The sequence below is a fragment of the Streptomyces pilosus genome (assembly GCF_014649835.1).
Taxonomy (GTDB): domain Bacteria; phylum Actinomycetota; class Actinomycetes; order Streptomycetales; family Streptomycetaceae; genus Streptomyces; species Streptomyces pilosus.
The window spans coordinates 247,027-273,023 of sequence record NZ_BMTU01000004.1 but is presented as its reverse complement, the minus strand read 5'-3'; the positions used below and the strand labels follow the sequence as shown (position 1 = coordinate 273,023).

At 73.8% G+C, this 25,997-nt stretch carries 26 protein-coding genes; 16 read left to right on the top strand and 10 right to left on the bottom strand.

Annotated elements, in window-relative coordinates:
- Positions 1–225 precede the first annotated feature (225 nt).
- On the top strand, positions 226–426 hold the full coding sequence (locus IE118_RS12385; protein ID WP_189557851.1) for a type II toxin-antitoxin system VapB family antitoxin: 201 nt from the start codon (positions 226–228) through the stop codon (positions 424–426).
- 38 nt (positions 427–464) lie between these two features.
- Here IE118_RS12385 and IE118_RS12380 read toward each other — a convergent pair whose 3' ends face one another.
- The 5 genes from IE118_RS12380 to IE118_RS12360 all read right to left on the bottom strand — a co-directional run bounded on the left by IE118_RS12380 (position 465) and on the right by IE118_RS12360 (position 6,163).
- A complete protein-coding gene (locus tag IE118_RS12380) occupies positions 465–2,525 on the bottom strand; it encodes a neutral/alkaline ceramidase (protein ID WP_189557850.1) in 2,061 nt (686 codons plus the stop codon).
- A gap of 224 nt (positions 2,526–2,749) precedes the next feature.
- Complete coding sequence (locus IE118_RS12375; protein ID WP_189557849.1) at positions 2,750–3,463, bottom strand: aminoacyl-tRNA hydrolase; 714 nt, start codon at positions 3,461–3,463, stop codon at positions 2,750–2,752.
- Between the two features lie 34 nt (positions 3,464–3,497).
- On the bottom strand, positions 3,498–3,683 hold the full coding sequence (locus IE118_RS12370; RefSeq protein WP_189557848.1) for a hypothetical protein: 186 nt from the start codon (positions 3,681–3,683) through the stop codon (positions 3,498–3,500).
- An 18-nt stretch (positions 3,684–3,701) separates the two neighbouring features.
- Positions 3,702–4,544 carry a polysaccharide deacetylase family protein gene (locus tag IE118_RS12365; RefSeq protein WP_189557847.1) on the bottom strand — a complete coding sequence of 281 codons (843 nt, stop codon included), beginning with the start codon at positions 4,542–4,544 and terminating at the stop codon, positions 3,702–3,704.
- Positions 4,545–4,639: 95 nt separating this feature from the next.
- Positions 4,640–6,163, bottom strand: coding sequence for an FAD-dependent oxidoreductase (locus tag IE118_RS12360; RefSeq protein WP_189557846.1), 1,524 nt, complete (start codon positions 6,161–6,163; stop codon positions 4,640–4,642).
- Positions 6,164–6,251: 88 nt separating this feature from the next.
- Between IE118_RS12360 and IE118_RS12355 the strand changes: the two genes are divergently transcribed.
- Positions 6,252–6,659 (top strand): ArsR/SmtB family transcription factor, encoded by a 408-nt coding sequence (locus tag IE118_RS12355; RefSeq protein ID WP_229846782.1) that lies wholly within the window; start codon positions 6,252–6,254, stop codon positions 6,657–6,659.
- Positions 6,656–7,141, top strand: a complete 486-nt coding sequence (locus IE118_RS12350) for an SRPBCC family protein (RefSeq protein ID WP_189557845.1) — start codon at positions 6,656–6,658, stop codon at positions 7,139–7,141. Before IE118_RS12355 ends, IE118_RS12350 begins: the two co-directional genes overlap by 4 nt.
- A 57-nt stretch (positions 7,142–7,198) precedes the next feature.
- Here IE118_RS12350 and IE118_RS12345 read toward each other — a convergent pair whose 3' ends face one another.
- The 3 genes from IE118_RS12345 to zapE form a co-directional block, all read right to left on the bottom strand.
- On the bottom strand, positions 7,199–8,593 hold the full coding sequence (locus IE118_RS12345) for an alkaline phosphatase PhoX (protein WP_189557844.1): 1,395 nt from the start codon (positions 8,591–8,593) through the stop codon (positions 7,199–7,201).
- 140 nt (positions 8,594–8,733) lie between these two features.
- Positions 8,734–10,236: a SulP family inorganic anion transporter gene (locus IE118_RS12340; protein WP_189557843.1), complete on the bottom strand. Its 1,503-nt coding sequence runs from the start codon at positions 10,234–10,236 to the stop codon at positions 8,734–8,736.
- Positions 10,237–10,795: 559 nt separating this feature from the next.
- Complete coding sequence (gene zapE, locus IE118_RS12335; protein WP_189558157.1) at positions 10,796–11,863, bottom strand: cell division protein ZapE; 1,068 nt, start codon at positions 11,861–11,863, stop codon at positions 10,796–10,798.
- Between the two features lie 73 nt (positions 11,864–11,936).
- Between zapE and IE118_RS12330 the strand changes: the two genes are divergently transcribed.
- From IE118_RS12330 to IE118_RS12305, 6 genes are all read left to right on the top strand, one after another.
- Positions 11,937–12,731, top strand: coding sequence for a pyrimidine reductase family protein (locus IE118_RS12330; protein WP_189557842.1), 795 nt, complete (start codon positions 11,937–11,939; stop codon positions 12,729–12,731).
- Positions 12,732–12,963: 232 nt separating this feature from the next.
- Complete coding sequence (locus tag IE118_RS12325; protein WP_189557841.1) at positions 12,964–13,437, top strand: indole-3-glycerol phosphate synthase; 474 nt, start codon at positions 12,964–12,966, stop codon at positions 13,435–13,437.
- Between the two features lie 81 nt (positions 13,438–13,518).
- Complete coding sequence (gene murC, locus IE118_RS12320; RefSeq protein WP_189557840.1) at positions 13,519–14,907, top strand: UDP-N-acetylmuramate--L-alanine ligase; 1,389 nt, start codon at positions 13,519–13,521, stop codon at positions 14,905–14,907.
- 14 nt (positions 14,908–14,921) lie between these two features.
- Complete coding sequence (gene msrB, locus IE118_RS12315; RefSeq protein WP_189557839.1) at positions 14,922–15,329, top strand: peptide-methionine (R)-S-oxide reductase MsrB; 408 nt, start codon at positions 14,922–14,924, stop codon at positions 15,327–15,329.
- Between the two features lie 146 nt (positions 15,330–15,475).
- Entirely contained in the window at positions 15,476–16,204 is a 729-nt protein-coding gene (locus IE118_RS12310) for a response regulator transcription factor (protein ID WP_189557838.1), read from the top strand.
- Between the two features lie 2 nt (positions 16,205–16,206).
- Complete coding sequence (locus tag IE118_RS12305) at positions 16,207–17,319, top strand: sensor histidine kinase (protein ID WP_189557837.1); 1,113 nt, start codon at positions 16,207–16,209, stop codon at positions 17,317–17,319.
- A 206-nt stretch (positions 17,320–17,525) separates the two neighbouring features.
- Here the strand turns inward: IE118_RS12305 and IE118_RS12300 are convergent, their stop codons facing one another.
- Together IE118_RS12300 and IE118_RS12295 are read right to left on the bottom strand one after the other, a co-directional pair.
- A complete protein-coding gene (locus IE118_RS12300) occupies positions 17,526–18,929 on the bottom strand; it encodes a sensor histidine kinase (RefSeq protein WP_189557836.1) in 1,404 nt (467 codons plus the stop codon).
- 38 nt (positions 18,930–18,967) lie between these two features.
- Positions 18,968–19,657 carry a response regulator transcription factor gene (locus tag IE118_RS12295; protein WP_189557835.1) on the bottom strand — a complete coding sequence of 230 codons (690 nt, stop codon included), beginning with the start codon at positions 19,655–19,657 and terminating at the stop codon, positions 18,968–18,970.
- A gap of 149 nt (positions 19,658–19,806) precedes the next feature.
- Here IE118_RS12295 and IE118_RS12290 point away from each other — a divergent pair, with 149 nt between their 5' ends.
- The 7 genes from IE118_RS12290 to IE118_RS12260 all read left to right on the top strand — a co-directional run bounded on the left by IE118_RS12290 (position 19,807) and on the right by IE118_RS12260 (position 25,993).
- On the top strand, positions 19,807–21,147 hold the full coding sequence (locus IE118_RS12290; protein ID WP_189557834.1) for a ferredoxin reductase family protein: 1,341 nt from the start codon (positions 19,807–19,809) through the stop codon (positions 21,145–21,147).
- 28 nt (positions 21,148–21,175) lie between these two features.
- A complete protein-coding gene (locus tag IE118_RS12285) occupies positions 21,176–21,574 on the top strand; it encodes an FMN-binding protein (protein ID WP_189557833.1) in 399 nt (132 codons plus the stop codon).
- Position 21,575: 1 nt separating this feature from the next.
- Positions 21,576–22,316: an FAD:protein FMN transferase gene (locus tag IE118_RS12280; RefSeq protein ID WP_229846781.1), complete on the top strand. Its 741-nt coding sequence runs from the start codon at positions 21,576–21,578 to the stop codon at positions 22,314–22,316.
- Between the two features lie 123 nt (positions 22,317–22,439).
- Positions 22,440–23,594, top strand: a complete 1,155-nt coding sequence (locus tag IE118_RS12275) for an ABC transporter ATP-binding protein (protein ID WP_189557832.1) — start codon at positions 22,440–22,442, stop codon at positions 23,592–23,594.
- The gene (locus IE118_RS12270) at positions 23,591–24,295 is read left to right on the top strand and encodes an ABC transporter permease (protein WP_189557831.1); all 705 of its coding nucleotides are present in this window, start codon (positions 23,591–23,593) and stop codon (positions 24,293–24,295) included. Before IE118_RS12275 ends, IE118_RS12270 begins: the two co-directional genes overlap by 4 nt.
- On the top strand, positions 24,292–24,957 hold the full coding sequence (locus IE118_RS12265; RefSeq protein WP_189557830.1) for an ABC transporter permease: 666 nt from the start codon (positions 24,292–24,294) through the stop codon (positions 24,955–24,957). Before IE118_RS12270 ends, IE118_RS12265 begins: the two co-directional genes overlap by 4 nt.
- A 79-nt stretch (positions 24,958–25,036) precedes the next feature.
- Positions 25,037–25,993 carry an ABC transporter substrate-binding protein gene (locus tag IE118_RS12260; RefSeq protein ID WP_189557829.1) on the top strand — a complete coding sequence of 319 codons (957 nt, stop codon included), beginning with the start codon at positions 25,037–25,039 and terminating at the stop codon, positions 25,991–25,993.
- Positions 25,994–25,997: the final 4 nt, after the last annotated feature.

The window sequence follows — 25,997 nt, the reverse complement described above, 5'->3', positions numbered from 1 at the left end:
CTCCTCCGCCCGGCACTCCCCGCCGGCCCCCTCACGCCCCGTGCCGGGACGTGTGGGGGGTATGGCCCCGCGGCTCGCCCCCGAACCCCGCGGGGCCGGCCTTCAGAGCAACATTTGAGGTTGCGGACCCCCCTCGGCCGGCGCCGCTCGCCCGGCACACGGGCGTGGTCCTCCCGGGGCCGGCCCCCGTACAGTACGGGCGGGACACGACGAGGGGCGGGTGCGGTGGCGAAGGTCAACATCGGTCTGGACGCGGAACTCGTGGTGGAGGTGATGGTCCTCGCGGGGATCGGTTCGCCGCAGGACGCGATCGAGGCGGTCGTGCGGGACTACGTCGCCCGCGGCCATCGCACGGAGGCACGCACCGGACTCACCGACCGCAATCTGCGCGAGGTCGACGCCAAGCCGCAGGATCCCCAGGGCTGAGGACGCGGCGCCGCCTCGGCAGCGCGGGGTGGACCGGGTCAGCGCACCGTGAACGCCGGCGAGGTGCCCGTGAACGGGGTGATCGTGCCGGTGAGGCTCCGCGCGTCGCCGTGGTAGACCATGCGGTAGGTGCCCGGGGGAGTGCCCTGGGGGATGTCCCAGGTGAGGGTGACCCTGGACGCGGCGACTCCGTCGCGCGCCCAGTGGAAGCGGGTCTGCCAGTCGCCGTCGTCTGCGACGGTGCGCCAGGTGCCGCCGGAGTCCCGGCGCTGGATCTCCAGGTAGGTGTCCCCGCGGTGCAGGTCGTTGCCCGGGTGGGCGCCCGCGAACACGGTCTCGGCCCGCTCACCGGCGCGGTGGCTCTCCCGCGGCGGCACCAGTACGTCCCCGAACTTCCGCAGCAGCGGCGGCGCGTCCAGCACCACGCCCGGCTGGAGGGAGAGCGCCTTGCCCGACAGGTCCGGCGCCTTCGGGCCCAGCGGCAGCTCCGTTCCGTCGCGCAGCGAGGTGGCCAGCGCCGCCGCGGTCTGCTGGAGCGCCGGGAGCTGCCAGCGGCCGAAGAGCGTGCTGCCGCCCTCGTACTGCTGCGCGTCGTACTCCTCGGGAGTGGTCACGTAGTGGAAGTAGGAGTTCGCGTACCCGGCGACCAGGACGTCGTCGAGGTCAGCGCCCACGATCGCGGCGACCGTCCGCCGCAGCCGCAGGCCCGCGCAGACGGTGACCTCGCCCGGGATGCCGATCAGATGGAGGCGGCCGATACGGACCAGCATCACCGGCACCCGCTCCTGCACCCACGGGTAGACGCGGTTCATCTCCCCGATCGGCACGAAGACGTCCTTGGGTGCCTGCGCCTGCCTCAACTCCGGTGACACCGTGTAGATCACGGAGTCGGAGATCGCGTCCCAGAAGGGGTTGTCCCCCTCCTCGAAGCCGGGGAAGGCCGGCCCGTCCTCCAGGCTGCCGGCCGCCATGGACGCGCCGACGCACGGCTTGGACGTGCGGTGGGTGCGTCCGTCACCGGTGAACTCGGGGCCTACGGTGACGTCGGAGAGGTCCACGTACACCAGCCGGGAGTCGACCGGTCCGGTGAGCCGGACACCGGGCTCCGGCAACTGGGCCGCAGCGGCCTCGAACTGCCGCAGTCCGTTCGCGCGGGTGTGCGCGAAGTCCTCGGGTGTGGTGGGCGGCCGCAGGTCCAGGTTGGGCGACATGTCGCCGCTGTTCGTCTGGGCGAAGGCGGAGACGAACGCCGGGGAGCCGTCGGCCAGGTAGTCGACGCCGTGGACCTCGCGCTCCCAGTGGTAGGCCGCGTAGCCCTTGTTGTCCGCGCTGACGAGCCGGTTGTCCCCGGACATGCTGGTGCTGTGCACCGGGAACCAGTTGACGGCCCCCACCGCACGCCCGGCCCGTTCCACCCGGAGCAGGGTGGTGTGCGTGTCGACGGCGTCCGGGAAGTGGTCGCGGTCGGCCTTCGGGTTGCGGTCGAAGGCGGACCGTGAGCGGTTGACGCTGGCGCCGGTCAGCGTGCCGTGGCTGAGGACGAGTTCGGACGGCGCCAGGTCGTCGTGGGCCCGCTGCGCGGCCTCGAAGAGACCGTCCGCCACCGCCTCGAAGGTCTTGCGGTGGAAACCGAACGTGGTCGTGTTGTAGAGCAGGTGGTGCGAGTAGCCGCCGGGCCCGGCGTGGGTGTGGGTGGCGGTGACGAGCACGTTCTGCTCGGTGTAGAGATCGCCGTACGCCCCGGCGAGCCGGCGCAGCACCGCCTGATGCACGCTGTGGAAGATCATCGGGGAGTCGGCGACGATCAGCATGACCCGCCGTCCGCTCGCCCGGTCGGCCACCACGAACGCCCGCGCCCGCAGCCGGGTGTGGAGCCCCGCCGCCTGCTGGTCGAACCGGCCGTACCCCATCAGGCCGACCTCGGCCACCTCGCCGGTGGCGTCGGCCAGTCCCCGGCCGACGAGGAAACCGGTGCCGGGGGCGGCGCCGGCGCGGCCCGGGACCGCGAGCTGCGCACCCGCCAGCCCCAGGCCGGTCAGGGCGCCCGCCCGCAGAACGCTGCGACGGCTGCTGTGCACGGGACGACGTTCCGCGGACATCCGCTGCTCCTCCGGCTCGCTCGGCCCCCCGGCGGCGCGAAACCTGAACAACATTCAAGTTCCGCGCTCCCATTGGTACACCGCCGGTCATGAGCACGGCAAGATGCGTGCGGGCAGGTCCTGGAAACCCCGCGGGAATCCGGGCGGACCCCGGAATCCCGGGACGGCCCGGCCGCCGCCCCGGGCCCCGAGCCCGTCAGGTCACCGCCCCGGGCCCCGTCAGGTCACCGCAGCGCCGGGTGCTCCGCCACCACCGTGCACGAGCCCGGGGCGATCTCCGTGAAGCCGGCGTCGCGGACCGTGGGCAGGCCGCCGGCGGTCAGCGCGGGCCAGCGGGAGGGGGCGGCGGTGCGTACGGCCAGGGGGAAGCCGGCGGCCCGCCAGCCGGCCCGGGCCCCGGGGGTGAGCGCCAGCCAGGCCAGCTGTGCGCCGTGGCCCGCCTGGGCCATCGCCTTGCCGGCCGACATGTCGAGGCCGGGGTTGAACCAGAGGACGGGTGTGCCGGGATCGGCCGGGGGAACCGGATCGGGGTCGTCGAGGTCGGTGCCGGAGACCTGGAGGCGCGCCAGGTCCTTGGGCCAGCCGTCCAGGGGGACCGGCGGGAAGACACGGACCTCGGCGGACTTGCCGGTGACCGTGATGCCGGGGAGCGCCTCGGCGCGGCGCCACTCCGCGCCGCGCGCCCGGCGCACCACCTTGCGGATGCGGCCGTCCTGCCAGTCGCGCACCGCCCGTGCCCACTCGCCCTCGCCCGCCGAGCGCTCGTCGGACAGCATCACCAGGACCGCGCGGGCCGCCGTCTCCAGGGCGTCCGTACGGGCCGGGGGCGCGGCCCGTTCGATGCGGACCACGAGGGGCAGCACGAACTGGGGCGCCCGGTCGCGGGCGTCCGGGTCGGGGCGGAAGGGGCTGTCGGCGGAAGGCGTGTCGGTGCTCACGGGGTCAAGTGTGCCAAGCCGCGCGGGGGCGCCGTCAGCCCGAGCAGGACGTGCGCTCCGCCTCGCGCCATTCGCAGACCGGGCACAGCGTGACGCCCTTGTACGACTCCGGGTACTCCGTCGGCTCCCGGCACAGCACGCACTCCGCGTACGGCGGACCGTCGGCCTTCGGCGGCCTGGACACGTCGATCAGGCAGTAGTCGTGGTCGGTGTCGCTCATGGGTCCAGGGTAGGACGTTCAGCCGCGCCCGCCGGCGGCCGCGATCAGCTCGGAGACCTTCACGAAGCGGTAGCCCTGGCGGCGCAGCTCCGGCACGATCGCACGCACGGCCCGTTCCGTCGCCGGGGCCGCGCTGCGCGTGCAGTGCAGGACCACCACCGAACCCGGGCGCACGCCGTCCAGCACCTGCCGCGCCACCGCGTCCGCGTCCGCGGCGAACGCGTCGCCGCCGACCACGTCCCACTGCACGGCCGTGACACCGGCCGGGACGAGCGCCTTCAGCGCCCGGCGGTCGTAGCAGCCACCGGGGAAGCGGAAGTACGGCATCGGATCCGGCACCCCCACCTTCCGGAACACCGCGTACGCCCGCTCCACGTCCGCCCGCATCCGGTCCGCGGCGACGGCCGGCAGGCCGTAGCAGTCGCCGGTGAAGGCGTAGTGGCTGTAGGAGTGGTTGGCGACCTCGAAGAGCGGGTCCCGGCCGATGGAGCGGGCCTGGTCCGGGTACTCCTCGGCCCAGCGGCCGGTCATGAAGACCGTGGCCGGCACCTTCAGCGCGCGCAGGGCGGCGACGAGCTCCGGGTGGTCGAACCGCTCGCCCGCCGCCGCCCTCGGGCCCTGGTCGGCGGTCATGTCGGCGTCGAAGGTGAGGGCGACCGTCCGCTCGCCGCCGCGCGGGCCGTGGTCGAAGACCGGCGTCAGTCCGGCGGGGCCGGGGGCGAGGGTGGGCGTCGCCGGGGCGGCGGGGGAGGCCGAGGGCGCGGGGCGGGGCGGCTGCCGGGCGGGCTGGACGGTGGCGCAGGCGGTGAGCGCGGTGGCCGCCACGCACAGGGCGGCCACCCGACGGGTAAGTGTGATCACCGCATGACGGTATGAGACGTTTTGAGGGGATCCTGGCGGCCCGTCCGGGGACCCGGCGGGGTGTCACCCGCCCGGCGGCCCGGCCGGTCCGGGTCTCAGATGTCCCGCCGCTCCAGCGGCCGCGTCGCCGGTCCCTGGACGACCTTGCCGTCCGTGTCGAAGCGGGAGCCGTGGCACGGGCACTCCCAGGCGCGCTCGGCGGCGTTGAAGTCGACCAGGCAGCCCATGTGGGTGCAGCGGGCCGAGACGGCGTGCAGGCTTCCCTCGTCGTCGCGGTACACCGCGAGCCGTCCGCCGTCGACCCGCACCACCGCTCCCTCGCCCGGCGGCAGCGCCTCCACCGGCGGGGACGGGCGCAGCCGGTCGCCGACGAAGTGCATGGCCACCTGCGCCTGGTGCTTGAGGAACGACGGCGCCTCGCGCACCGTGGAGGCCAGGCGGCGCGGGTCGTACAGGCCGCTCCACTCGCACTTCTCACCGGTGATCTGCGCGGTCAGCAGCAGGCCCGCCATCATGCCTCCGCTCATGCCCCACCCGCCGAAACCGGTGGCCACGTAGGTGTGCCGCGCGCCCGGGTGCAGCGGACCGACCAGCGGCACGGTGTCCGTGGGGTCGTTGTCCTGGGTCGCCCAGGAGTACGTGAGCTCCACCCCGGGGAAGTGCTCGCGGGCCCAGGCGGAGAGCCGGTCGAATCCGGCCCGGGGATCACCCGTGCCGGGGGTGAAGTGCTCGCCGGTGACCACGAGCAGGCGCCGGCTGCCGTCCTCGCCGTAGGGGGCGGTGCGGACCGAGCGCGTGTTCTCCTCCTGGGTGATGTACATGCCCTCCGGATCCTGGCCCGCCGGGATCGGCCCGGCGACCACCAGCTCGCGCCGTGACGACAGCCGGGTGAACAGCAGCGCCCGGTCGAACACGGGGTAGTGGGTGGCGACGACGACGTCGCGGGCCGTCACCGTGGCCCCGGTCGACGTCGACAGCCGGCACGGCGTGCCCTCCTCCAGGCCGACCACCGTCGTGTCCTCGTGGATGCGCCCGCCGCGCGCCACGATGTCCCGGGCGAGGGCCAGCAGGTACTTGCGCGGATGGAACTGGACCTGCCCGGTCACCTCGACGGCGCCCGCCACCGGGAACGGCAGGCCGGTCCCGGTCACGAACGAGGCCGGCAGCCCCGCCTCCCGCGCGGCCCGCGCCTCCGCGCGCAGCTCCTCCACCCCGCTGCCGTCCCGCACGAAGGTGTACGCGCTGCGCCGCTCCCACTCGCAGTCGACGCCCAGCTCGGCGACCACGTCCGCCGTGTGCTCGATCGCCTCGGACTGCGACCGGGCGTACAGCCGCGCGCCCTCGCTGCCGCGGGTGCGGCGCAGCTTGTCGTAGATCAGGGTGTGCTGGGCGGTGACCTTCGCCGAGGTGTGCCCGGTGACGCCCGCCGCGACCCGGCCGGCCTCCAGCACCGCGACGCTGCGGCCGGCCCGGGTCAGCTCCCACGCCGTGCACAGCCCCGCGATGCCCGCGCCGATCACGGCCACGTCGACCTCGAGGTCGCCGGACAGTGCGGGATGCCGCCCGTCCGGTGCGGTGCGGAGCCAGTACGAGTCGCCGGTCTGCTGCTTCTCCGTCATGCGGCGCCGGGTACCCCGCGGCGCCCCGTTCAGTGACCCGGGGTGCTCCTCTTGCGGGAGGGGCGGGACGGGACTAACGTACAACCAAATGGTTGTAGATGGGATGGCGGACGAGTCCGCGGAGACCGTGGACCGGTTGTTCCACGCCCTGGCCGACGCGACGCGGCGCGACATACTCCGCCGCTGCGTCCGGGGTGAGCTGTCCGTGTCACGTCTGGCCGCGGCCTACCCGATGAGCTTCGCCGCGGTGCAGAAACACGTCACGGTGCTGGAGCGGGCCGGTCTGGTCACCAAGGAGCGACGCGGACGGGAGCAGCTCGTGCGGACCGAGCCCGACGCGGTGCGCCGGGCGCGGCAGGCCCTCGACGAACTGGAGTCGGCCTGGCGGGCCCGGGTGGACCGGATGTCCGGTCTGCTGGCGCGGGACGCCGGCGCGACCACCGGGCCCGTGACCCCGGCCCGCGACGGGACAACGACGGAAGGAACGGACAGATGACGGTCACCAGCGTCGACAAGGACGTCGACACCCTCACCCTCACGCTCGTCGCCGACTTCACCGCCCCGGTGGAGCGGGTGTGGCGGCTGTGGGCCGACCCGCGGCAGCTGGAGCGCTGGTGGGGCCCGCCGAGCTACCCGGCGACGTTCGAGGAGCACGACCTGACGCCGGGCGGCGGCGTGACGTACTACATGACCGGCCCGGAGGGCGAGAAGTTCGGCGGCTGGTGGCGGATCTCCTCCGTCACCCCGCCGACCGCCCTGGAGTTCACCGACGGCTTCTCCGACCGGGACGGCGCGCCGGATCCCGAGATGCCCACCACCTCGGTACGCGTGACGCTCACCGAGCACGACGGCGGTACGCGGATGGAACTGCGTTCCGTCTTCGACACCCGGGAGCAGATGGAGCGGCTGGCCGAGATGGGCATGGTGGAGGGGCTGAGCCAGTCCGTCGGCCAGATGGACGCGCTCCTCGCGGACTGAACGCTCGCCGGGACGGGGGGCGGTCGGACCGCCCCCCGTCCCGGCACGCCGCGGCGGTCACCCGCGCCAGGGGCCCGTCACCGCGAACGTCGTGCCGGGGGCGTAGCAGTTGACGTACATCGTGTCGCCGTCCGGGGAGAAGGCGACCCCGGCGAACTCGCCCCACTCCGGATCCTCGGGAGTGCCCACGTTCTGGCGGTTGCGGGCCACCGCGTAGACCTCACCCCGGCGCGTGACGCCGTAGACGTGCTGGGCGCCGCCGCCGTCCTCGCACACCATCAGTCCGCCACCGGGCGCGAGGCAGATGTTGTCCGGCGACTCGCCGGGCAGCCGGACGTCCGTGTCCGGGCCGAAGACGATCACCAGGGTGAGGCGGCGGCGGTCCGGGTCGTAGCGCCAGATCTGACCGTAGTGGTCACCGGCGGACCCCTCGGAGCTGCGGGCGTAGGACGAGACGAAGTAGACCGAGCGGCCGCCCCAGTAGCAGCCCTCGAGCTTCTGCGCGTGGGTGATGCCACGGGGGCCGAAGTCCTGGAAGCGGATCGGCGTCCCGGCGGCCAGCGGGTCCGGTACGTCGACCCACTCGATGCCGTCGAAGCGGGCTCCCGTCTCCCGGATGGAGGACAGGTCGGGCACCCCCGGCACCCGCATCGCCTGGAGCCGGCCGCCCGCCCGCAGGGAACCGGTGCCGCCCAGGGGTTTCCTCGGCAGGAAGCGGTAGAACAGGCCGAAGGGCCGGTCGAAGGCGTCCTCGGTCTCGTAGACCACCCCCCGCTTCGGGTCCACGGCGATCGCCTCGTGCTGGAAGCGGCCCATCGCGGTCAGCGGGACGGCGCCGGTGCGGCGCGGGTCGGCGCCGTCGACCTCGAAGATGAAGCCGTGGTCCTTGGTGTAGCCGTTGGTGCCCGCCTTGTCCTCGGTCTCCTCGCAGGTCAGCCAGGTGTCCCAGGGGGTGGGGCCGCCCGCGCAGTTGACGGCCGTCCCCGCGATCGCGACCCGTTCCGACAGCACGCTGCCGCGGTGGTCCAGGGTCAGGGCCGTACAGCCGCCCTTGCCCTCCGGGTCGTAGGTCAGGCCCTCGATCACCGGGACGGGGACTCTTCCGGTGGCCCGGTTCTCGTGGTTGCGGACCAGGTGGACCCGGCCGTGCCGGCCGGCGAACGCCGCCATGCCGTCGTGGTTGGAGGGCACCGGTCCCTCGCCCGAGCGCAGGGGGTCGCCCTCGCGGGAGAGGACCCTGTACCGGAACCCCTTCGGCAGGTCGAGCAGGCCGTCGGGGTCCGGGACGAGCGGGCCGTAGCCGCCGTGGCCGAGGTTCCCCGCGGCGGCGGTCCCGGTGAAGAGTTCGGAGAGGGCGCCGGAGAAGGCGATGCCGATGCCCGCGGCACCGGTGCGGGCGAGGAGCTGACGGCGCGTCGTGGGGGAGGGGGGCGTGGGCACGGTTTCGGACATGGGGGAAACCTTCCTGCTGGCGGACAGGAACTGTGACCCGGCCGTGTCTATCACCTGGTGCGGGTCCCGGGAACCACGCGTGTCGCACGTGTCCCCCGGGCCGGGGCAGCGGGCGGCGCGGCTCCGCCATCCCGCCGCCGCTACGGGACGGTCACCGCGGTACTGCCCTCGTCCGGTGTGCCGTCGGTGAGCTTCACCGGCGGTGTGCCGGTGGCGCCGTGGCGTTCGGCCCAGTGCCCGAGCGCCGTGCGGCAGGCGTGGTCGAGGTGGTGGAGGCCGGTGAGGTCCAGTTCCACGGGGCGGTCCCGCGGTAGGGACTCCAGGACGTCCAGGATCCTCGGCAGGCGCAGGAACGTCGCGTTGCCCGACAGGTACACCCGGACGGGTCCAGCCCCCTCGTCCCTGACCTCGACCCGGGAGTGCGAGGCTTCCCAGGCGGTCTTGGCCACGGACAGGGCGAGCCCGATCAGCACGCCCTCGAACATGTTCACCGTGACGATCGACACCGCGGTGACCACGAGGACCAGCGCCTCGCCCCGGTGCGCCCGCCACAGCGCGCCGAGCCCGCGGAACGGGATCAGCTTCCAGCCCGCGTGGATCAGGATGCCGGCCAGCGCGGGCAGGGGGATGAGGGCCAGCGCGGACGGCAGCAGCGCGGCGAACAGCAGCAGCCACACGCCGTGCAGCACCCGGGACGCCTTGGTCCTGGCGCCCGCCCGGACGTTGGCGGAACTGCGCACGATGACCGCGGTCATCGGCAGCGCGCCGAGCAGGCCGCAGACCGTGTTGCCCGCGCCCTGCGCCATCAGTTCCCTGTTGTACCGGGTGGGTGGGCCGGTGTGCAGCCGGTCCACGGCCGCCGCGCTGAACAGGCTCTCGGCGGAGGAGATCAGCGCGAAGGCGAGGATCGTGCCGAGGAAGCCGATGCCCGCCAGAGCACCGAAGGCGTCCGCGCCGGGCGGCTGGACGGAGTCGAACAGGCCCCGCACCTCGACCGTCGCGACGGGCATGCCGAAGGCGAGCGTGACGGCCGTCGCGAGCAGGACGGCGGTGAGCGCCCCCGGCACGGCGCCCGCCGGCCGCGGCATCCGGCGCCAGAGCACCATCACCGCGACGGTGCCGGCGGCGACCCCCGCCGAGGCGAGCGCCTCGGTGCTGCCGAGCGCGTCCACGGCCGCCCCGGGCAGACCGACGACCTTGCCGAGGCCGCTGTCGGGCGCCTCCAGCCCGGCCGCCGCGTAGAGCTGACCGGCGATCAGGACCAGGCCGATGCCGGCCAGCATGCCCTCGATCACCGAGAGCGACATCGCGCGGAACCAGCGCCCGAGCCGCAGGGCGCCCATGACGAGCTGGAGCACTCCGGTGGCCAGCACGATCACGCCGAGCGCGGGCAGCCCGTAGGTGTCGACCGCCTCGAAGACCAGCACGGTCAGTCCGGCGGCCGGCCCGGACACCTGGAGGCTGCTGCCCGGCAGCATTCCGGTGACCAGGCCGCCCACGATGCCGGTCACCAGGCCGAGTTCGGCCGGGACGCCGGAGGCGACGGCGACACCCACACACAGCGGGAGGGCGACGAGGAAGACGACGAGCGAGGCGGCGAAGTCCTGCCTCAGATGGGGGAACCGGGACGGGGGCGTGCTCACGGCGCCTCCGGCGCGTAGCCGTCCGCCGGCGGGACGGTGCCGGACGGGACGCCGGGTGGTTCTCCCGAGGTGCGGCAGCTGTCGACGAGGGGCTGCATACGGCGGTGCCTCCTGGCGCGTGTGGGGACGCGTCTCCGGCGCCGGAGGGGTGGTGACGCGGCCTCTCCGGCGTTCGAGGAGCGGGGGGTCCGGGGCGGACACGGGCCTGTCGCTCCCGACGCGTGGAGCCGACCCGTGGCCCTTGCTTCACGAAGTGTGTATGCGGATGCGAAGACCGGCCGGGAACGCGAAGAAGCGCCGCAGGGCGGGGCGACGACGGGGGTCCGGGGTGCGGCCACGGTCGCCCGACCTCGTGTCACGCGCGTCCCCCGAGGTGGTTCGCACCTCTTCGACAGGCCAACGCTTGGTCAACGACTGGTCAAGAAACACGTTAACCCCGCAAAGTCATTTGCAGGGTCAACTCGGTGCTCCGTGGCGGAGGGCGCCTGAAAAGACGGCGTGCCGTGGCGCGAACGTGCCCTTGGCCGACGGCGATTCGCTCGGTGGTCGCACACCCGTCCTACGGGAGGTCGGTGAGCCGTTTCGCGTCGCGGGCCAGCGCGGTGAGCCGCGAGATCGCCCGGAAGTACTTCTTGCGGTAGCCGCCCTTCAGCATCTCCTCGCTGAACAGCCGGTCGAACGGCAGTCCGGACGCGAGGACGGGCACCTCACGGTCGTAGAGCCGGTCCGCGAGGACCACCAGACGCAGCGCGGTCGACTGGTCCGGCACCGGGCCCACCCCGGTGAGGCACACCGCGCGCAGGCCGTCGGTCAGGGCGCCGTAGCGGCTGGGGTGCACCCTCGCCAGGTGGTCCAGCAGGTCCGGGAAGGCGTCCAGCGAGGCACCCTCGGTGGCCCGGGCGGCCCTGGTCACCACCTCGTCGGAGTAGGGGGCCGGCGCCTCGGGCAGGCCGCGGTGGCGGTAGTCCTCGCCGTCGATGCGCAGGGCGCGGAAATGGGCCGACAGGCCCTGGATCTCCCGCAGGAAGTCGGCGGCCGCGAACCGGCCCTCGCCGAGCTTGCCGGGCAGGGTGTTCGAGGTGGCGGCGAGCGCGACCCCGGCCTCCACCAGCCGGCCGAGCAGGGTGGAGACGAGCACGGTGTCGCCCGGGTCGTCCAGCTCGAACTCGTCGATGCAGAGCAGCCGGTGCCCGGAGAGGGTCTTCACCGTCTGCTGGAAGCCCAGGGCGCCGACCAGGTTGGTCAGCTCCACGAAGGTGCCGAACGCCTTCAGCGAGGGCTCCGCCGGGGTGGCGTGCCACAGGGACGCCAGCAGATGGGTCTTGCCGACGCCGTAGCCGCCGTCGAGGTAGACGCCGCGCGGGCCCGCCGGGGCCTTCTTCGGCGCCCTGCCGAAGCCGAACAGCCTGCGCCGGCCCGGCTCACCGGCCGGAGCACCGCCGAGACCCGCCGCGAAACCCTCCAGGACGCCCACGGCCTCGGTCTGGCTGGGCTGGTCCGGGTCCGGTATGTAGGTGCCGAAGCGCACCGAGTCGAACCGCGGCGGCGGCACCATCTCGGCGACCAGACGGTCCGCGGGGACGTGCGGCTCACGGGCGCACAGGGACAGCGGGGCCACGTCGGCCATCGGACCGGGACGGGAGGCGGGGGAGGAGGACGACACGGTCCCCCATGCTACGGGGCGTGGAAGACTGCCCGTCATGCGACGCCTGTTCCCCCTGACCGACGTGACCGACGAAACAGCAGCTCCGGGCGGGGCGGACGGCCGTGAGTGGAGCCTGGCCGAACTGGCCGCCGCGTACGCCTACCCCGGGCCGGGGCCCGGCGGCCGCGAGCCGTGGCTGCGGGCCAACATGGTGTCCACCCTCGACGGCGCGGCCCAGCACGACGGCCGCTCGCAGCCCATCTCCTGCCCCGCCGACATGCGGATCTTCGGCGTGCTGCGGGCCCTCGCGGACGTGGTCGTCGTCGGCGCGGAGACGGTACGGCAGGAGGGCTACCGTCCGGCGCGCGCGCGGGCCGAGTTCGCCGCCGCCCGGGAAGCGGCCGGGCAGGGTCCGGCGGCCGTGATCGCGGTGGTGACGGCGAGCCTGGAGCTGGACTTCTCCCTGCCCCTGTTCACCTCCCCCCTGCTGCCCACCCTGGTCCTGACCGGCGCCGGGGCCGCCCCCGACCGCGTCGCCGCCGCCGAGCGGGCCGGCGCCCGGGTGGTGGTCGCCGGGGAGGGCGCCGGAGTGGATCCCGCGCGGGCGGTGCGGGCGCTCGCGGAGCTCGGCCACACCCGGCTGCTGACCGAGGGCGGGCCGCGCCTGCTGGGCCAGATGGTGGCCGCCGGGGTGCTGGACGAGCTCTGTCTGACCGTCTCCCCGATGCTCACCGCGGGTGACGCTCAGCGCATTGCCGGTGGACCGTCAGTGACACTTCCGCGGCGTTTCACGCTGAACTCGATGTTGGAAGAAGACGGATTCCTGTTCACGCGGTACCGGCGGAGCTGACCGCCCGCCCGGAAGGGACCGGGAAGGGCGGGGGAGGGATGCCGGGACGGCGCCCGTCGGTGACCACCGGTCCGGCGATCGGCGGAACCGACTCGTCCGCCCACCGCCGAGCGGGGCGAGGATGAATCCGGCAGTACCCGTGCGATCACGGGGCAGGATGGTTTCCGCGGGGCCCGGCTCGGCCCCCGGAGCGAAGAGGGCCCGAGGGCCCTCCGAGGAGAAGGGGCGCACCGTGTTCACAAGCGTACTGATGATCGAGAAGGCCCTGACGTCCGCGGACGTGGAGTTCGTCACCACCTTGCACGGTGACGAGCCGGTCTCCTTCCACGTGCTCCTCCAACCGCGCGGCGAGCAGGCCGACCGGCTGCTGAGAGCCATCGACGACGTCGCCCTCGGTGAACTCGACGAGGCCGTCCGCGAGCACGAGACCCCCGAGGGCGAGGAGGCCAAGAGCATGGGGCAGCGCGCCCTGGACGTCTCCCTCCAGGCCCTGCGCGCCACCGGCGACACGGCGGACGGACGGCTCATCGAGAACCACCCGCTGGACGCGCTGAGGACCATGGTGGAGGAGACCGGGGCGGACGAGGTGATCGTGCTGACCGACCCGCACTACGTGGAGGAGTTCTTCCACCGCGACTGGGCCTCCCGGGCCCGGCACAAGGTCGGTGTGCCGGTGCTGAAACTCTTCTCCCACAGCAAGGCTTAGGCTGGGGCGGCGCTCTCCCGGCTCGCCCGCGGGAGCGCGAAGACCGCCGTCCCCGCTCGTCGCACCACTGGGAGAACACGCATGGCACCCGGCCTTCCTACCGCCATGGACCGACCGCACTTCATCGGCATCGGCGGCGCCGGGATGTCGGGCATCGCCAAGATCCTCGCCCAGCGGGGCGCGAAGGTGGCCGGCAGCGACGCCAAGGACTCCCCGACCGCGGAGGCGCTGCGCTCCTTCGGCGCCACCGTGCACGTCGGCCACGCCGCCGCGCACCTCGCCGACGACGCCAGCTGCGTGGTCGTCTCCTCCGCCATCCGCGAGGACAACCCGGAGCTGCTCCGGGCGGCCGAGCTGGGCATCCCGGTGGTGCACCGCTCCGACGCCCTCGCCGCCCTGATGGACGGCCTGCGGCCGATCGCGGTGGCCGGCACCCACGGCAAGACCACCACCACCTCCATGCTGGCCGTCACCCTCGGCGAGCTGGGCCGCGAGCCGTCGTACGCGATCGGCGGCGACCTGGACGCCCCCGGCTCCAACGCGACGCACGGCGCGGGCGAGATCTTCGTCGCCGAGGCCGACGAGTCGGACCGCAGCTTCCACAAGTACGCCCCCGAGGTCGCGATCATCCTCAACGTGGAGCTGGACCACCACGCCAACTACGCGTCCATGGAGGAGATCCACGAGTCCTTCGAGACGTTCGTCGGCCGGATCGTGCCCGGCGGCACGCTGGTGATCTCCGCGGACCACGAGGGCGCCCGCGAGCTGACCCGCCGGCTGGACGGCTCGGTGCGGACGGTGACGTACGGCGAGGCGGCCGACGCCGACGTGCGGGTGCTGTCCGTCGTACCGCAGGGGCTGAGGAGCGAGGTGACCGTCGAGTTCGACGGCGCCCCCCTCACCTTCACCGTCTCGGTCCCCGGCCGGCACTACGCGCACAACGCGGTCGCCGCGCTCGCCGCGGGAGCCGCGCTCGGCATCCCGGCCGCCGAGATGGCGCCCGCGCTGGCCGCCTACACCGGGGTGAAGCGGCGCCTGCAGCTCAAGGGCGAGGCCGCCGGCGTCCAGGTCGTCGACTCCTACGCGCACCACCCGACCGAGATGACCGCCGACCTGGAGGCCATGCGGGCCGCCGTCGGCGACGCCCGCATCCTCGTCGTCTTCCAGCCCCACCTGTTCTCCCGCACCCGCGAGCTGGGCAAGGAGATGGGCCAGGCGCTGACCCTGGCCGACGCCTCCGTGGTGCTGGACATCTACCCGGCCCGCGAGGACCCGGTCCCCGGTGTCACCAGCGAGCTGATCATCGAGGCGGCCCGGGCGGCCGGAGCCGACGTGACGGCCGTCCACGACCAGGCGGACGTCCCCGGGGTGGTCGCGGGAATGGCGGGGCCCGGTGACCTCGTTCTCACCATGGGAGCGGGCGACGTCACCGACCTCGGCCCGCGCATCCTGGACCGTCTGCCGAAGTAAGGAGCTGGAAGCTCATGCCGTACGACGTGGAGAAGCCGGACGAGCAGTGGCGCGCGGAACTGTCGCCGGCCGAGTACGCGGTGCTGCGCCAGGCGGGCACGGAACCGGCCTTCACCGGTGAGTACACCGACACCAGCACCGAGGGCGTCTACTCCTGCCGCGCCTGCGGCGCCGAGCTGTTCACCTCGGGCACCAAGTTCGAGTCGCACTGCGGCTGGCCGTCCTTCTACGACCCGAGGGACAGCGAGGCCGTGGAGCTGATCGAGGACCGCTCGCACGGCATGGTGCGCACCGAGGTCCGCTGCGCGCGCTGCGGTTCGCACCTGGGGCACGTCTTCGAGGGCGAGGGCTACCCGACGCCCACGGACCAGCGCTACTGCATCAACAGCATCTCGCTGCGGCTCCGGCCCGCCGAGGGCTGAGCGGCGGGGCGAGCCCCGCCCGGCGGTGGTCACGGCTCGCACCCGCGAGCGCGAAACGGACATCCCGGGCGGCGGCTCCTTACGGAACACGAACGCCGCCGCCCGGGATGTCCCGGCCGCGCGCGCGGGGTGCGAGGCTGACCCGCATGGAGCAGCCACCACCGCACGGCGAGGCCGGGGCCCGGGTCCTCGTCGTGGACGACGACCCGACCGTCGCCGAGATCGTCGCGGGCTATCTCGACCGCGCCGGATACGTCGTCGACCGGGCCGGTGACGGCCCGGAGGCGCTCGACCGCGCGGCGGCGAACCGGCCCGACCTGGTCGTCCTCGACCTCATGCTGCCCGGCATGGACGGTCTGGAGGTGTGCCGCCGGATGCGCGGCCACGGACCCGTGCCGGTCATCATGCTCACCGCCCGCGGCGACGAGGACGACCGCATCCTCGGCCTGGAGGTGGGCGCCGACGACTACGTCACCAAACCCTTCAGCCCCCGCGAACTCGTGCTGCGCGTCGAGTCCGTACTGCGCCGCACGCGCCGCGCGCCGGCCGCCGCCTCCGGTCTGCTGCGGGCCGCCGGCCTCTCCCTCGACCCCGCGTCCCGCAGGGCCACCAAGCACGGCGACGAACTCGCTCTGACCGTGCGTGAGTTCGACCTCCTCGTCTTCTTCCTGGGGCACCCCGGACAGGCGTACGGGCGGGAGGAGCTGATGCGGGAGGTGTGGGGCTGGGACTTCGGCGACCTGTCCACCGTGACCGTCCACGTACGGCGGCTGCGCGGCAAGGTCGAGGACGATCCGGCACGGCCCCGGCTGATCCGGACGGTGTGGGGCGTCGGCTACCGCTTCGAGGCCACCGCCGGTCCCGGGGAGGCGTGACCGTGCGGGACACGCCGCTCATCGCGCTGTTCGCGTTCCTCGGCGCCGCCGCGGCCGGTCTGCTCGGCGCGTGCGTGCTGCTGCTGATCCGGCGCAGGTCGCTCGCCGCGCACCTCGCGGTGGTGGCGGGGGTCGCCGTGACGGCGATGCTCGCCGGGACGCTGGCCGTCGCCCGGGCGATGTTCCTCTCGGCGCACGATCTGAGGGTGGTGACCACCGTCGTCGCCATGGCCGCCGTGGTCTCCGTGGTCACCGCGCTGCTGCTGGGCCGCTGGGTCGTCGCCCGCAGCCGCGAACTCACCCTCGCCGCCCGCTCGTTCGGCGACGGCGGCGACTTCGCCGCACCCGAGGGCCCGGCCACCGCGGAACTCGCCGCGCTCAGCCGCGAACTGGAGGCCACCAGCGCCCGGCTCGCCGCGTCACGCGGCCGTGAGCGGGCGCTGGAGTCCTCCCGGCGGGAGCTCGTCGCCTGGATCTCCCACGATCTGCGCACCCCGCTCGCCGGACTGCGCGCGATGGCCGAGGCGCTGGAGGACGGGGTCGCCGCCGACCCCGACCGCTACCTGCGGCAGATCCGCACCGAGGTGGAGCGCCTGAACGACATGGTCGGCGACCTCTTCGAACTCTCCCGCATCCACGCCGGCGCGCTCGCCCTCTCGCCGTCCCGGGTCTCCCTGTACGACCTCGTCGGCGACGCCCTCGCCGGCGCGGACCCGCTCGCCCGCGAACACGGCGTGCGGCTCGTCGGCGACGGGGTGGAGCCGCTGCCGGTGGAGGTGGACGGGCGGGAGATGAGCCGGGTCCTGGGCAACCTGCTGGTCAACGCCATCCGCCGGACCCCGGCCGACGGGACCGTGGCGGTCGCCGCGCGGCGCTCGTCCGAGGGCGTGGTGCTGTCGGTGACGGACGGCTGCGGCGGCATCCCCGAGGAGGACCTGCCCCGCGTCTTCGACACCGGCTGGCGCGGCAGCCACGCCCGCACCCCGCCGGCCGGCGCGGGCCTCGGCCTCGCCATCGTCCGCGGCATCGTCGAGGCCCACCGCGGCAGCACCACCGTCCGCAACGTCACCGGCGGCTGCCGCTTCGAGGTGACCCTCCCCGCCACGGACGGCTGACCGGTGGTCCGGCGGCTCCCCGGCCGCCGGCGCGGTGTCCCGACGGACCCGCCGCCGCGGCCCTTCCCGGAGAACCGGCCGCCGATCCGGCCCGCAGCCGGGGGAGTCGGTCACGACGCGGCGTGACGCCGCCCGGCCGGCACCGGCCGGGCCCGGGCCGGCGGCCCGCGGTGGGTCGACGGTTCCGCCCGCGGTCCGGACATCCGTCAGGCGGCGCCGTCCAGGGGGAGCCGTACGGTGAAGACCGTCGCGCCCGGTTCGCTGCCCAGTTCGATGTCGCCGCCGTGTGCCCGCACCAGGGACCGGGCGACCGCGAGGCCCAGTCCGCTGCCGCCCCGGTCGCGGCTGCGTGCCTTGTCGACCCGGTAGAAGCGGTCGAAGACCCGCTCCCGGTCCTCCGCCGGGACGCCGGGGCCCGCGTCGCTCACCCGCACCAGCACCCGGTCGCCGGTCACCGAGATCCCCACCGACACCGGGGTGCCGGCCGGGGTGTGCACCGCGGCGTTGGTCAGCAGGTTGTCCAGCACCTGCCGGATGCGCTGCGGATCCAGCCGCAGCGGCGGCGGAGCCGCCCCGGCCGTCACCGTCAGCGGATGGCCCGGGTGCCCCGCGCGGAACGCGTCGGCGGCCTGCCGCACCAGTTCCGCCAGATCCGTCCGGGCCGGCCGCAGCGGCGCCTCCACCTCCCCCTCGTCCAGCCGCGCCAGCAGCAGCAGGTCGTCGAGCAGCACCCCCATCCGGGCGGCCTCCGCCCGCAACCGCGCCAGATGGCGCTCGCGTTCGGCGGGCTCGTTGGCGGCGGCGTACTGGAACAGGTCCGCGTACCCGCGCACCGACATCAGCGGGGTGCGCAGTTCGTGCGAGGCGTCCGCGACGAACCGGCGCAGCCGCGACTCCGCCTCGGCACGCACCGCGAGGGAGTCGTCGATGTGCTCCAGCATCGCGTTGAACGCGGACCGCAGCTCCGCCACCTCCCGTCCGCCGTCCCGCCCGTCCGCGCGCAGCGGCAGCCGGGACGCCGACTCGCTCAGGTCGTGCGAGGCGATGCCGTGCGCGGTGTGTGCCATGGCGCTCAGCGGCTCCAGGCCGCGCCGCAGCATCCGCCGCCCGGACACCACCAGCGCCGTCAGCGCGAGCGCGAACACCACGACCTGCACCGTGATCAGCTGCTCGACGGTCTCCTCGACGTCCTTCACGGGTGCCGCGCTCACCAGCACCACCCCCGGTTCCACCTCGCAGCCGCGCAGCCGGTAGGTGCCCTCCCCGTCGATCCGCGCGGTGCGCGTCAGCTCGGTGCCGGAGTGCGCCATCGCCCGCGCGAGGTCCGCCATCGCCCGGGTGTCGTCCGGCACGTCGGAGGGCCTGCGCAGCGTGACCGCGTCGCCGGAGACGTCGTACACCGCCGTGTACCAGCCGTAGTACGGCTTCCGCCTGACCGTGCCGTGCGCCGCCGCGTCCTTGGCCTGCACGGTCTGGATCAGCTTCAGCTGGTCGCCGAGCTGCCGCTCCAGGTAGTCGTGCATGAACGTGGTGAGGGCCGTGCCGACGACCGCGAACACCGCGAGCGACAGCACCCCGAGCCCCAGCGTCAGCCGGGTGCCCAGCCGCATCCTCCGGTACGTGTCCCGCAGGCGCCGCGGGGACGCGGTCACTCGGCGGCCTGCCGGATCACGTACCCGAAGCCCCGCACGGTCCGGATCAGCGGCTCACCGGTGTCGTCCAGCTTGCGCCGCAGCCGGCTGACCACCAGCTCCACCACGTTGGAGCGGCCCCCGAAGCCGTACTCCCACACGTGGTCCAGGATCTGCGCCTTGGTCAGTACCGTCGGCGAGCGGCGCATCAGGTAGCGCAGCACCTCGTACTCCGTCGGCGTCAGCGACAGCAGCCGCTCCCCGCGCCGCACCTCACGGGTGTCCTCGTCCATCGTCAGGTCCGCCACCCGCAGCACCGACCGCGGGTACCCCGGCCCGGCACTGCGCCGCAGCACCGTGCGCAGCCGCGCCATCAGCTCCTCCACGGCGAACGGTTTGACCAGGTAGTCGTCCCCGCCCCGGGTCAGCCCCGCCACCCGGTCCGCGACCCCGTCCCGGGCGGTCAGGAACACCACCGGGACCATCGCCCCGGAGCGCCGCAGCCGGTCCAGGACGCCGAAACCGTCGACGTCCGGCAGCATCAGGTCCAGCACCACGATGTCCGGGCGGAACTCGGCGGCGCGGCGCAGCGCCTCCTCGCCGGAGTTGGCGGTGACCGCCTCCCAGCCCTCGTACCGGGCGACCGTCGCCACCAGGTCGGCTATCGGCGGATCGTCGTCCACGACGAGGAGTCGTACTTTTTCCACCCGCCCATACTGCGGCACCCGTCCCCCGGGCAGGAGGGCGGTGCGGATCCGCGTCCCGATCGATAAAAACTTGAAAGTTGACCGACAGCGGATCGACAGCGTCTCCGACCAGGCTCGGTGTCCCAGGACCCGATCAAGGAGTTTCCGGCGTGACAGCTGTCCAAACGCCTCCCGCACCCCCCACCGCGAGGCGACGCCCGGGCACGGTGGCGCGCGCCGGCCTGTACGGGCTGCTCGCGGCGAACGCGGTGGTGGTGGCCGTCCTCTTCGTCCGGGCGGGCTTCGGCGCCGACGCCCTCGTCCTGCTGGGCCGTCTCACCGGCCTGTACGGCGCCCTGCTGATGGCCTTCCAGCTGCTGCTGGTGGCCCGGCTGCCCTGGCTGGACCGCAGGATCGGCATGGACCGGCTCACCCTGTGGCACCGCTGGACCGGCTTCGCACTGCTGTGGACGCTCCTCGCGCACGCCGTCTTCATCACCTGCGGGTACGCCGGGATGTCCTCCCTGGACCCGGTGGACCAGCTCGTCGACCTCGCCGAGACCGTCGAGGGCGTGCTGCGCGCGGTCGTCGCGCTGGCGCTGCTCCTCGTCGTCGGTGCCGTCTCCGCCCGCCGCGCCCGGCGCCGCCTCGCCTACGAGACCTGGCACTTCATCCACCTGTACACCTACGTCGCCGTGGTGCTGGCCTTCACCCACCAGGTCGCCGCCGGCTCCACCTTCACCGCCTCGACCGCCGCGACGGCCTACTGGTACGGACTGTGGGGCGCCGCGCTCACCGCGGTGCTCGCCGGACGGGTGGTCCTGCCGCTGTGGCGCAACCGGCGCCACCGGCTGCGGGTCACCGCCGTCGTCCCGGAGAACGACCACGTCGTGTCGGTGCACATCACCGGCCGCGACCTGCACCGACTGCCCGCCCGCGCCGGCCAGTTCTTCCTCTGGCGCTTCCTGACCCGGGACCGCTGGTGGCAGGCCAACCCCTACTCGCTGTCCGCCGCGCCCGACGGCCGCGGCCTCCGGCTCACCGTCAAGGCCGCCGGCGACGGCAGCGCGGCGCTGCGCGGGCTGAGGCCCGGCACGCGCGTCTTCGCGGAGGGCCCGTACGGTGCCTTCACCGCCCTGCACCGCACCCGTCCCGACGTCCTGCTCGTCGCGGGCGGCGTCGGCGTCACCCCGATCCGCGCCCTGCTGGAGGAACTGCACGGCCACGCCGTCGTCCTGTACCGCGTCACCGCGGAGGCCGACGCCGTGCTCCACGACGAACTGCGCCGCCTCGCCCTCGCCAGGGGCGCCGAACTGCACCTGATCACCGGCCCGCCCGTCCCGGACCGGCTCGCCCCCGCCGAACTCGCCCGCCTCGTGCCCGACCTCACCGACCGGGACGTCTACGTCTGCGGCCCTCCCGGCATGACCGCCGCCGTCCTGCGGTCCCTGCGCGAACTGGGCGTTCCCCGCCGGCAGATCCACCACGAGCGCTTCAGCCTGGCCGGCTGACGCACCCCCGGCGAACGAGGAGAAACCCGTGAAGCGAGCCCTGCCCGTCCTGATCCTGACCGTCGCCGGACTGGTCCCCGTCTGGCGCCACGCCCCCGCCGACGAGGCGCCGGCCACCGCCGCGCCCGCGCCGGCCCCCACGGTGTCCACCGTCCCGGGAGGTACCACCCGGGTCGTCGCGGGGCCGTCCGTCGACACCGAGAAGGGCGCCGTCCAGGTCGAGGTCACCCTCGACGGCGACCGCATCACCGGCGTGCGGATGCTCCGGCAGCCGGACCACCCGCAGACCACGGCCGCCGTGCCCACCCTCATCGAGGAGACCCTCGAAGCGCAGAGCGCCGACGTCGACACGGTCTCCGGGGCCACCGTCACCAGCGACGGCTACCGGGAGTCGCTGCAGGCCGCCCTCGACGCGCAGGGCTCCTGACGTGCGCCGCGTCGAACACGTCATGGGTTTCCCGGTGTCCCTGCGCGTCGACGACGAGGACTTCCCCGCCGCCGCGGCCGACGGACTCTTCGCCTGGCTGCGGGAAGTGGACGCCCGCTTCAGCCCGTTCCGCGAGGACAGCGAGGTGTGCCGGCTCGACCGGGGCGAGCTGGACCCCGATCGCCTCAGCCCTCACCTGACCGAGGTCCTCGGCCTCGGTGAGAGGTACCGGACCGCCACCGGCGGCGCCTTCGACGTGCGGCTGCCCGGCCGGCGCCTCGACCCCTGCGCGGTGGTGAAGGGCTGGTCGGTGCAGAAGGGCGCGGAACTGCTCCGGGCCGCCGGGGCACGCCGGTTCTGCCTCAACGCCGGCGGTGACGTGGTGGCCGCCGGCGGGCCGTGGCGGGTGGGCGTGCGGCACCCGGAGCACGCCGGCCGGCTGTGCGCCGTGGTGCCCCTCACCGACGGCGCGGTCGCCACCTCCGCACGCTACGCACGCGGCGACCACATCCTCGACGGCCGCACCGGCCGCCCGTCCACCGGCCTGCTGAGCCTGACCGTCACCGCCCCCACCCTCACCGAGGCGGACGCGGTGGCGACGGCGGCCTTCGCCCTGGGGGCGGACGGCGTCCCGTGGGCCGCCGCGCTGCCCGGCTGCGAGCTGTTCGCGGTGACCGCGGACCGCCGGGTGCTGCGGACCCCGGGGTTTCCCGCGGACGGATCGGGGCAGGTGGCGGCGTAGCCCGTGGCCGGTCGGCCCGGGGGCGGGGTTCCGGGGTTCTGTCGGTGGTGCCGTTTACACTCACCGGCGACAGAGTGCGCGAACCCGGTCAGAAACTTCCGCCACCCGAAGGGCATCGGCGTCTTGATACGGATCGATTCAGTCACGAAGCGGTACCCGGACGGCACGGTGGCGGTCGACCGGCTGTCGCTGGACATCCCCGACCGCTCGATCACCGTTCTCGTCGGGCCCTCGGGATGCGGCAAGACGACCACCCTCCGGATGATCAACCGGATGGTCGAACCCACCGAGGGCACGATCCTGATCGACGGTGAGGACAGCCGGCGGCAGCCGGTGACCACCCTGCGCCGGTCCATGGGGTACGTCATCCAGAACGCCGGCCTCTTCCAGCACCGCACCATCGCGGACAACATCGCCACCGTGCCCCGCCTGCTCGGCTGGGGCAAGCAGCGGGCCCGGGACCGGGCGGCGGAGCTGATGGAGCGGGTGGGACTGGACCCCTCGCTGGCCGGGAGGTACCCGTACCAGCTCTCCGGCGGCCAGCAGCAGCGCGTCGGCGTGGCGCGGGCGCTCGCCGCGGACCCGCCGGTGCTGCTGATGGACGAGCCGTTCTCCGCCGTCGACCCCGTGGTGCGCAAGGGGCTCCAGGACGAACTCCTGCGGATCCAGGACGAGCTGGGCAAGACCATCGTCTTCGTCACCCACGACATCGACGAGGCGATCAAGCTCGGCACCATGGTCGCCGTCCTGCGCGAGGGCGGCCGGCTCGCCCAGTACGCGCCGCCCGCCGAGCTGCTGAGCCGGCCCGCGGACGGCTTCGTGGAGGACTTCCTCGGCGCCGACCGCGGCATCCGCCGGCTGTCCTTCTTCCCCTCCGCCGCGCTGGAGCCGGCCACCGACGCCGTGATCCCCGCCGGCGCGACCGCCGAGCGCATCGCCGCCACCGCGGCGCCCCACCTCCTCGTGACCGACGCCGAGGGGCGCCCGCTCGGCTGGGCCGCGCGCGAGGAGCTGACCGGCGGGGACGTCGGGACCGACCGGCTGCTGCCGTACGGGCGGCCGTTCGTGCCGGGCGTCGACTCGCTGCGGACCGCGCTCGACTCCGCGGTGCTCTCGCCCACCGGCTGGGCGGTCGCCGTCGACGGCGACGGACGGGTGACCGGAGTCGTTTCCCAGCAGACCATCGGCGAGGCGATCAGGGCCGCCCACACGGCCGCCCACACGGCCGGCGGTGCCGGGACGGCCGGCCGCGCCGAGGACGAGAAGGTCGCCGGATGAGCGGCTTCTTCGACATCCCCAGCGACCTCCAGCACAGCTGGACCGGCCTGATCGGGGTGCACATGCGGGAGGCGCTGCTGCCGGTCGCCGCCGGCCTGCTCCTCGCGCTGCCGCTCGCGCTGCTGTGCGGCCGCTTCCGCTGGCTCTACCCGCCCGTGCTCGGGGTGACGACCGTCCTCTACGCCATCCCGTCCCTGGCGTTCTTCGTCGTCCTCATCGACTACACCGGCCAGACCGAACTCACCGTGATGATCCCGCTGGCCCTCTACAGCCTCGTGGTGCTGGTCCCGGCGATCGTCGACGGTGTGCGCTCGGTGCCGGACGAGACCCTCGCCGCCGCCACCGCCATGGGCTTCGGCCCCGTACGGCGCTACGTCCAGGTGCAGTTGCCGATCGCCGCGCCCGCCGTCATCGCCGGACTGCGGGTCGCCACCGCCTCCAGCATCTCCCTGGTGAGCGTCGGTGCCCTGATCGGCAACCAGGGCGCCCTCGGTAACCTGCTCGCGGCCGCGCAGAAGTACGACCGCCCCGAACTCGCGGTCAACGCCGTGCTCACCATGGCGGCCCTGGCGATCGCGTGCGACGCGCTGCTGGTCCTGCTGCGGACGCTGCTCACCCCGTGGATGCCGCGGGGCGGCACCACCCGGCCGAAGCCCGCCGCGCGGCGGGCGGAGATCACCCCGGAGGGCGCGGTCCGGTGAACGTCCTCGACTTCGTCAACGCCTTCTTCAGCGACGGTGCCCACTGGCAGGGCTACGACGGCATCCCGCGGCGCTTCTGGGAGCACGTGCAGTACTCGGTGCTGGCCCTCGCGGTCGCCGCCGCGATCGGCCTGCCCGTCGGCCTGCTCACCGGCCACACCGGACGCGGCGGGAACGCGCTCGCCTTCCTCGCCAACGCGGCCCGCGCGCTGCCCAGTTTCGGCCTGCTGGTGCTGGCCGTCCTGCTGATCGGCTTCGGCCTGCTGCCCGTGATGATCCCGCTGGTCGTCCTGGCGGTCCCGCCGATCCTGGTGACCACCTACGAGGCGGTCCGCTCCGTCGACCCCGCCCCGGTGGACGCCGCCCGGGGCATGGGCATGCACGAGTCGCGGATCCTCTTCCGGGTCGAAGTGCCCGTCGCCCTCCCGCTGATCCTCAGCGGGATGCGCTCCGCCGCCATCCAGATCGTGTCCACGGCCACCATCGCCGCGTACGTCAGTCTCGGCGGTCTCGGCCGGTACATCATCGACGGCCTCTACCAGCGCGACTACGAGAAGGTGGTCGGCGGCGCCACCCTCGTCGCGTTCCTCGCGCTCCTCACCCTCGCCCTGTTCTGGGCGGCGGGACGGCTGGCGGTCTCACCCGGCGTGCGCAGGCGCTGAACCCCGGCCCCCACCCGTGTGACAAACCGTGACCATCACGTTCTTGACTGACCGTAAAACGGCTGGATTGGATCGGCGAATGACTTTCACCGCGAAGAGAAGCAGGTACAGGACGAGGCACACCGGCGCGGCGGCCGTCGCGCTCACCGCCGCGGTGGCCCTGCTCGCGGGCTGTTCCTCCGACGACGAACCCGACAACCCCCTGGCGGGCGAGAAGGCCGAGGCGGGCACCGTCGTCGTCGGCTCCAACAACTTCGCCGAGAGCACCCTGCTCGCCGACATCTACGGCGAGGCGCTGCGCGCCAAGGGCCTCAAGGTCAGCTACAAGCACAACATCGGCAGCCGTGAGACGACGTACGGCCTGATGAAGAACGGCTCCATCACGGTCCTGCCCGAGTACAACGGCTCCCTCCTCGCCTACCTCGACCCCAAGGCCGGGCAGGAGTCGGCGGAGGCGGTGAACGAGGCCGTCAAGGCCAAGCTGGACAAGAAGCTGACGCTGCTGGAGTCCTCACCGGCCGAGAACAAGGACTCGGTCAGCCTCAACGCGGAGACCGCGAAGAAGTACGGCCTCACCGCCGAGTCCACCCTCGCCGACCTCAAGGAGACCGCACCGGACCTGGTGATCGGCGGCTCGCCCGAGTTCCAGACCAGGCAGCAGGGGCTGAAGGGCCTGGAGACCGTCTACGGACTGAAGTTCAAGTCGTTCAAGGCGCTCGACGCCGGCGGCCCGCTGACCCAGGCCGCGCTCACCGGCAACGAGGTCCAGGCCGCGGACGTCTTCACCACGGACCCGACCATCGTGAAGGAGAAGTTCGTCGTCCTGAAGGACCCCGAGAACCTCTTCGGATTCGCCAACGTCACCCCGCTGGTCCACAAGGACGCGCTCCCCCAGGAGGGCGTCGACGCGCTCAACGCCGTGTCGGCGAAGCTGGACACCGAGACCCTCCTGGACCTCGACGCCCAGATCCAGCTGGAGAAGAAGGACCCGCTGGACGTGGCCAGGGCCTGGCTGAAGTCGGCCGGACTGGACTGACCGC

What these genes read in the sequence shown, in the direction of transcription:
- msrB (WP_189557839.1), top strand. Translation starts at nt 14,922, where the DNA reads ATGCCGTACGACGTGGAGAAGCCGGACGAGCAGTGGCGCGCGGAACTG.
- zapE (WP_189558157.1), bottom strand. Translation starts at nt 11,863, where the DNA reads ATGGCCGACGTGGCCCCGCTGTCCCTGTGCGCCCGTGAGCCGCACGTC.
- IE118_RS12370 (WP_189557848.1), bottom strand. Translation starts at nt 3,683, where the DNA reads ATGAGCGACACCGACCACGACTACTGCCTGATCGACGTGTCCAGGCCG.
- murC (WP_189557840.1), top strand. Translation starts at nt 13,519, where the DNA reads ATGGCACCCGGCCTTCCTACCGCCATGGACCGACCGCACTTCATCGGC.
- IE118_RS12330 (WP_189557842.1), top strand. Translation starts at nt 11,937, where the DNA reads ATGCGACGCCTGTTCCCCCTGACCGACGTGACCGACGAAACAGCAGCT.
- IE118_RS12380 (WP_189557850.1), bottom strand. Translation starts at nt 2,525, where the DNA reads ATGTCCGCGGAACGTCGTCCCGTGCACAGCAGCCGTCGCAGCGTTCTG.
- IE118_RS12355 (WP_229846782.1), top strand. Translation starts at nt 6,252, where the DNA reads ATGGTTGTAGATGGGATGGCGGACGAGTCCGCGGAGACCGTGGACCGG.
- IE118_RS12310 (WP_189557838.1), top strand. Translation starts at nt 15,476, where the DNA reads ATGGAGCAGCCACCACCGCACGGCGAGGCCGGGGCCCGGGTCCTCGTC.
- IE118_RS12345 (WP_189557844.1), bottom strand. Translation starts at nt 8,593, where the DNA reads ATGTCCGAAACCGTGCCCACGCCCCCCTCCCCCACGACGCGCCGTCAG.
- IE118_RS12350 (WP_189557845.1), top strand. Translation starts at nt 6,656, where the DNA reads ATGACGGTCACCAGCGTCGACAAGGACGTCGACACCCTCACCCTCACG.
- IE118_RS12360 (WP_189557846.1), bottom strand. Translation starts at nt 6,163, where the DNA reads ATGACGGAGAAGCAGCAGACCGGCGACTCGTACTGGCTCCGCACCGCA.
- IE118_RS12270 (WP_189557831.1), top strand. Translation starts at nt 23,591, where the DNA reads ATGAGCGGCTTCTTCGACATCCCCAGCGACCTCCAGCACAGCTGGACC.
- IE118_RS12300 (WP_189557836.1), bottom strand. Translation starts at nt 18,929, where the DNA reads ATGCGGCTGGGCACCCGGCTGACGCTGGGGCTCGGGGTGCTGTCGCTC.
- IE118_RS12260 (WP_189557829.1), top strand. Translation starts at nt 25,037, where the DNA reads ATGACTTTCACCGCGAAGAGAAGCAGGTACAGGACGAGGCACACCGGC.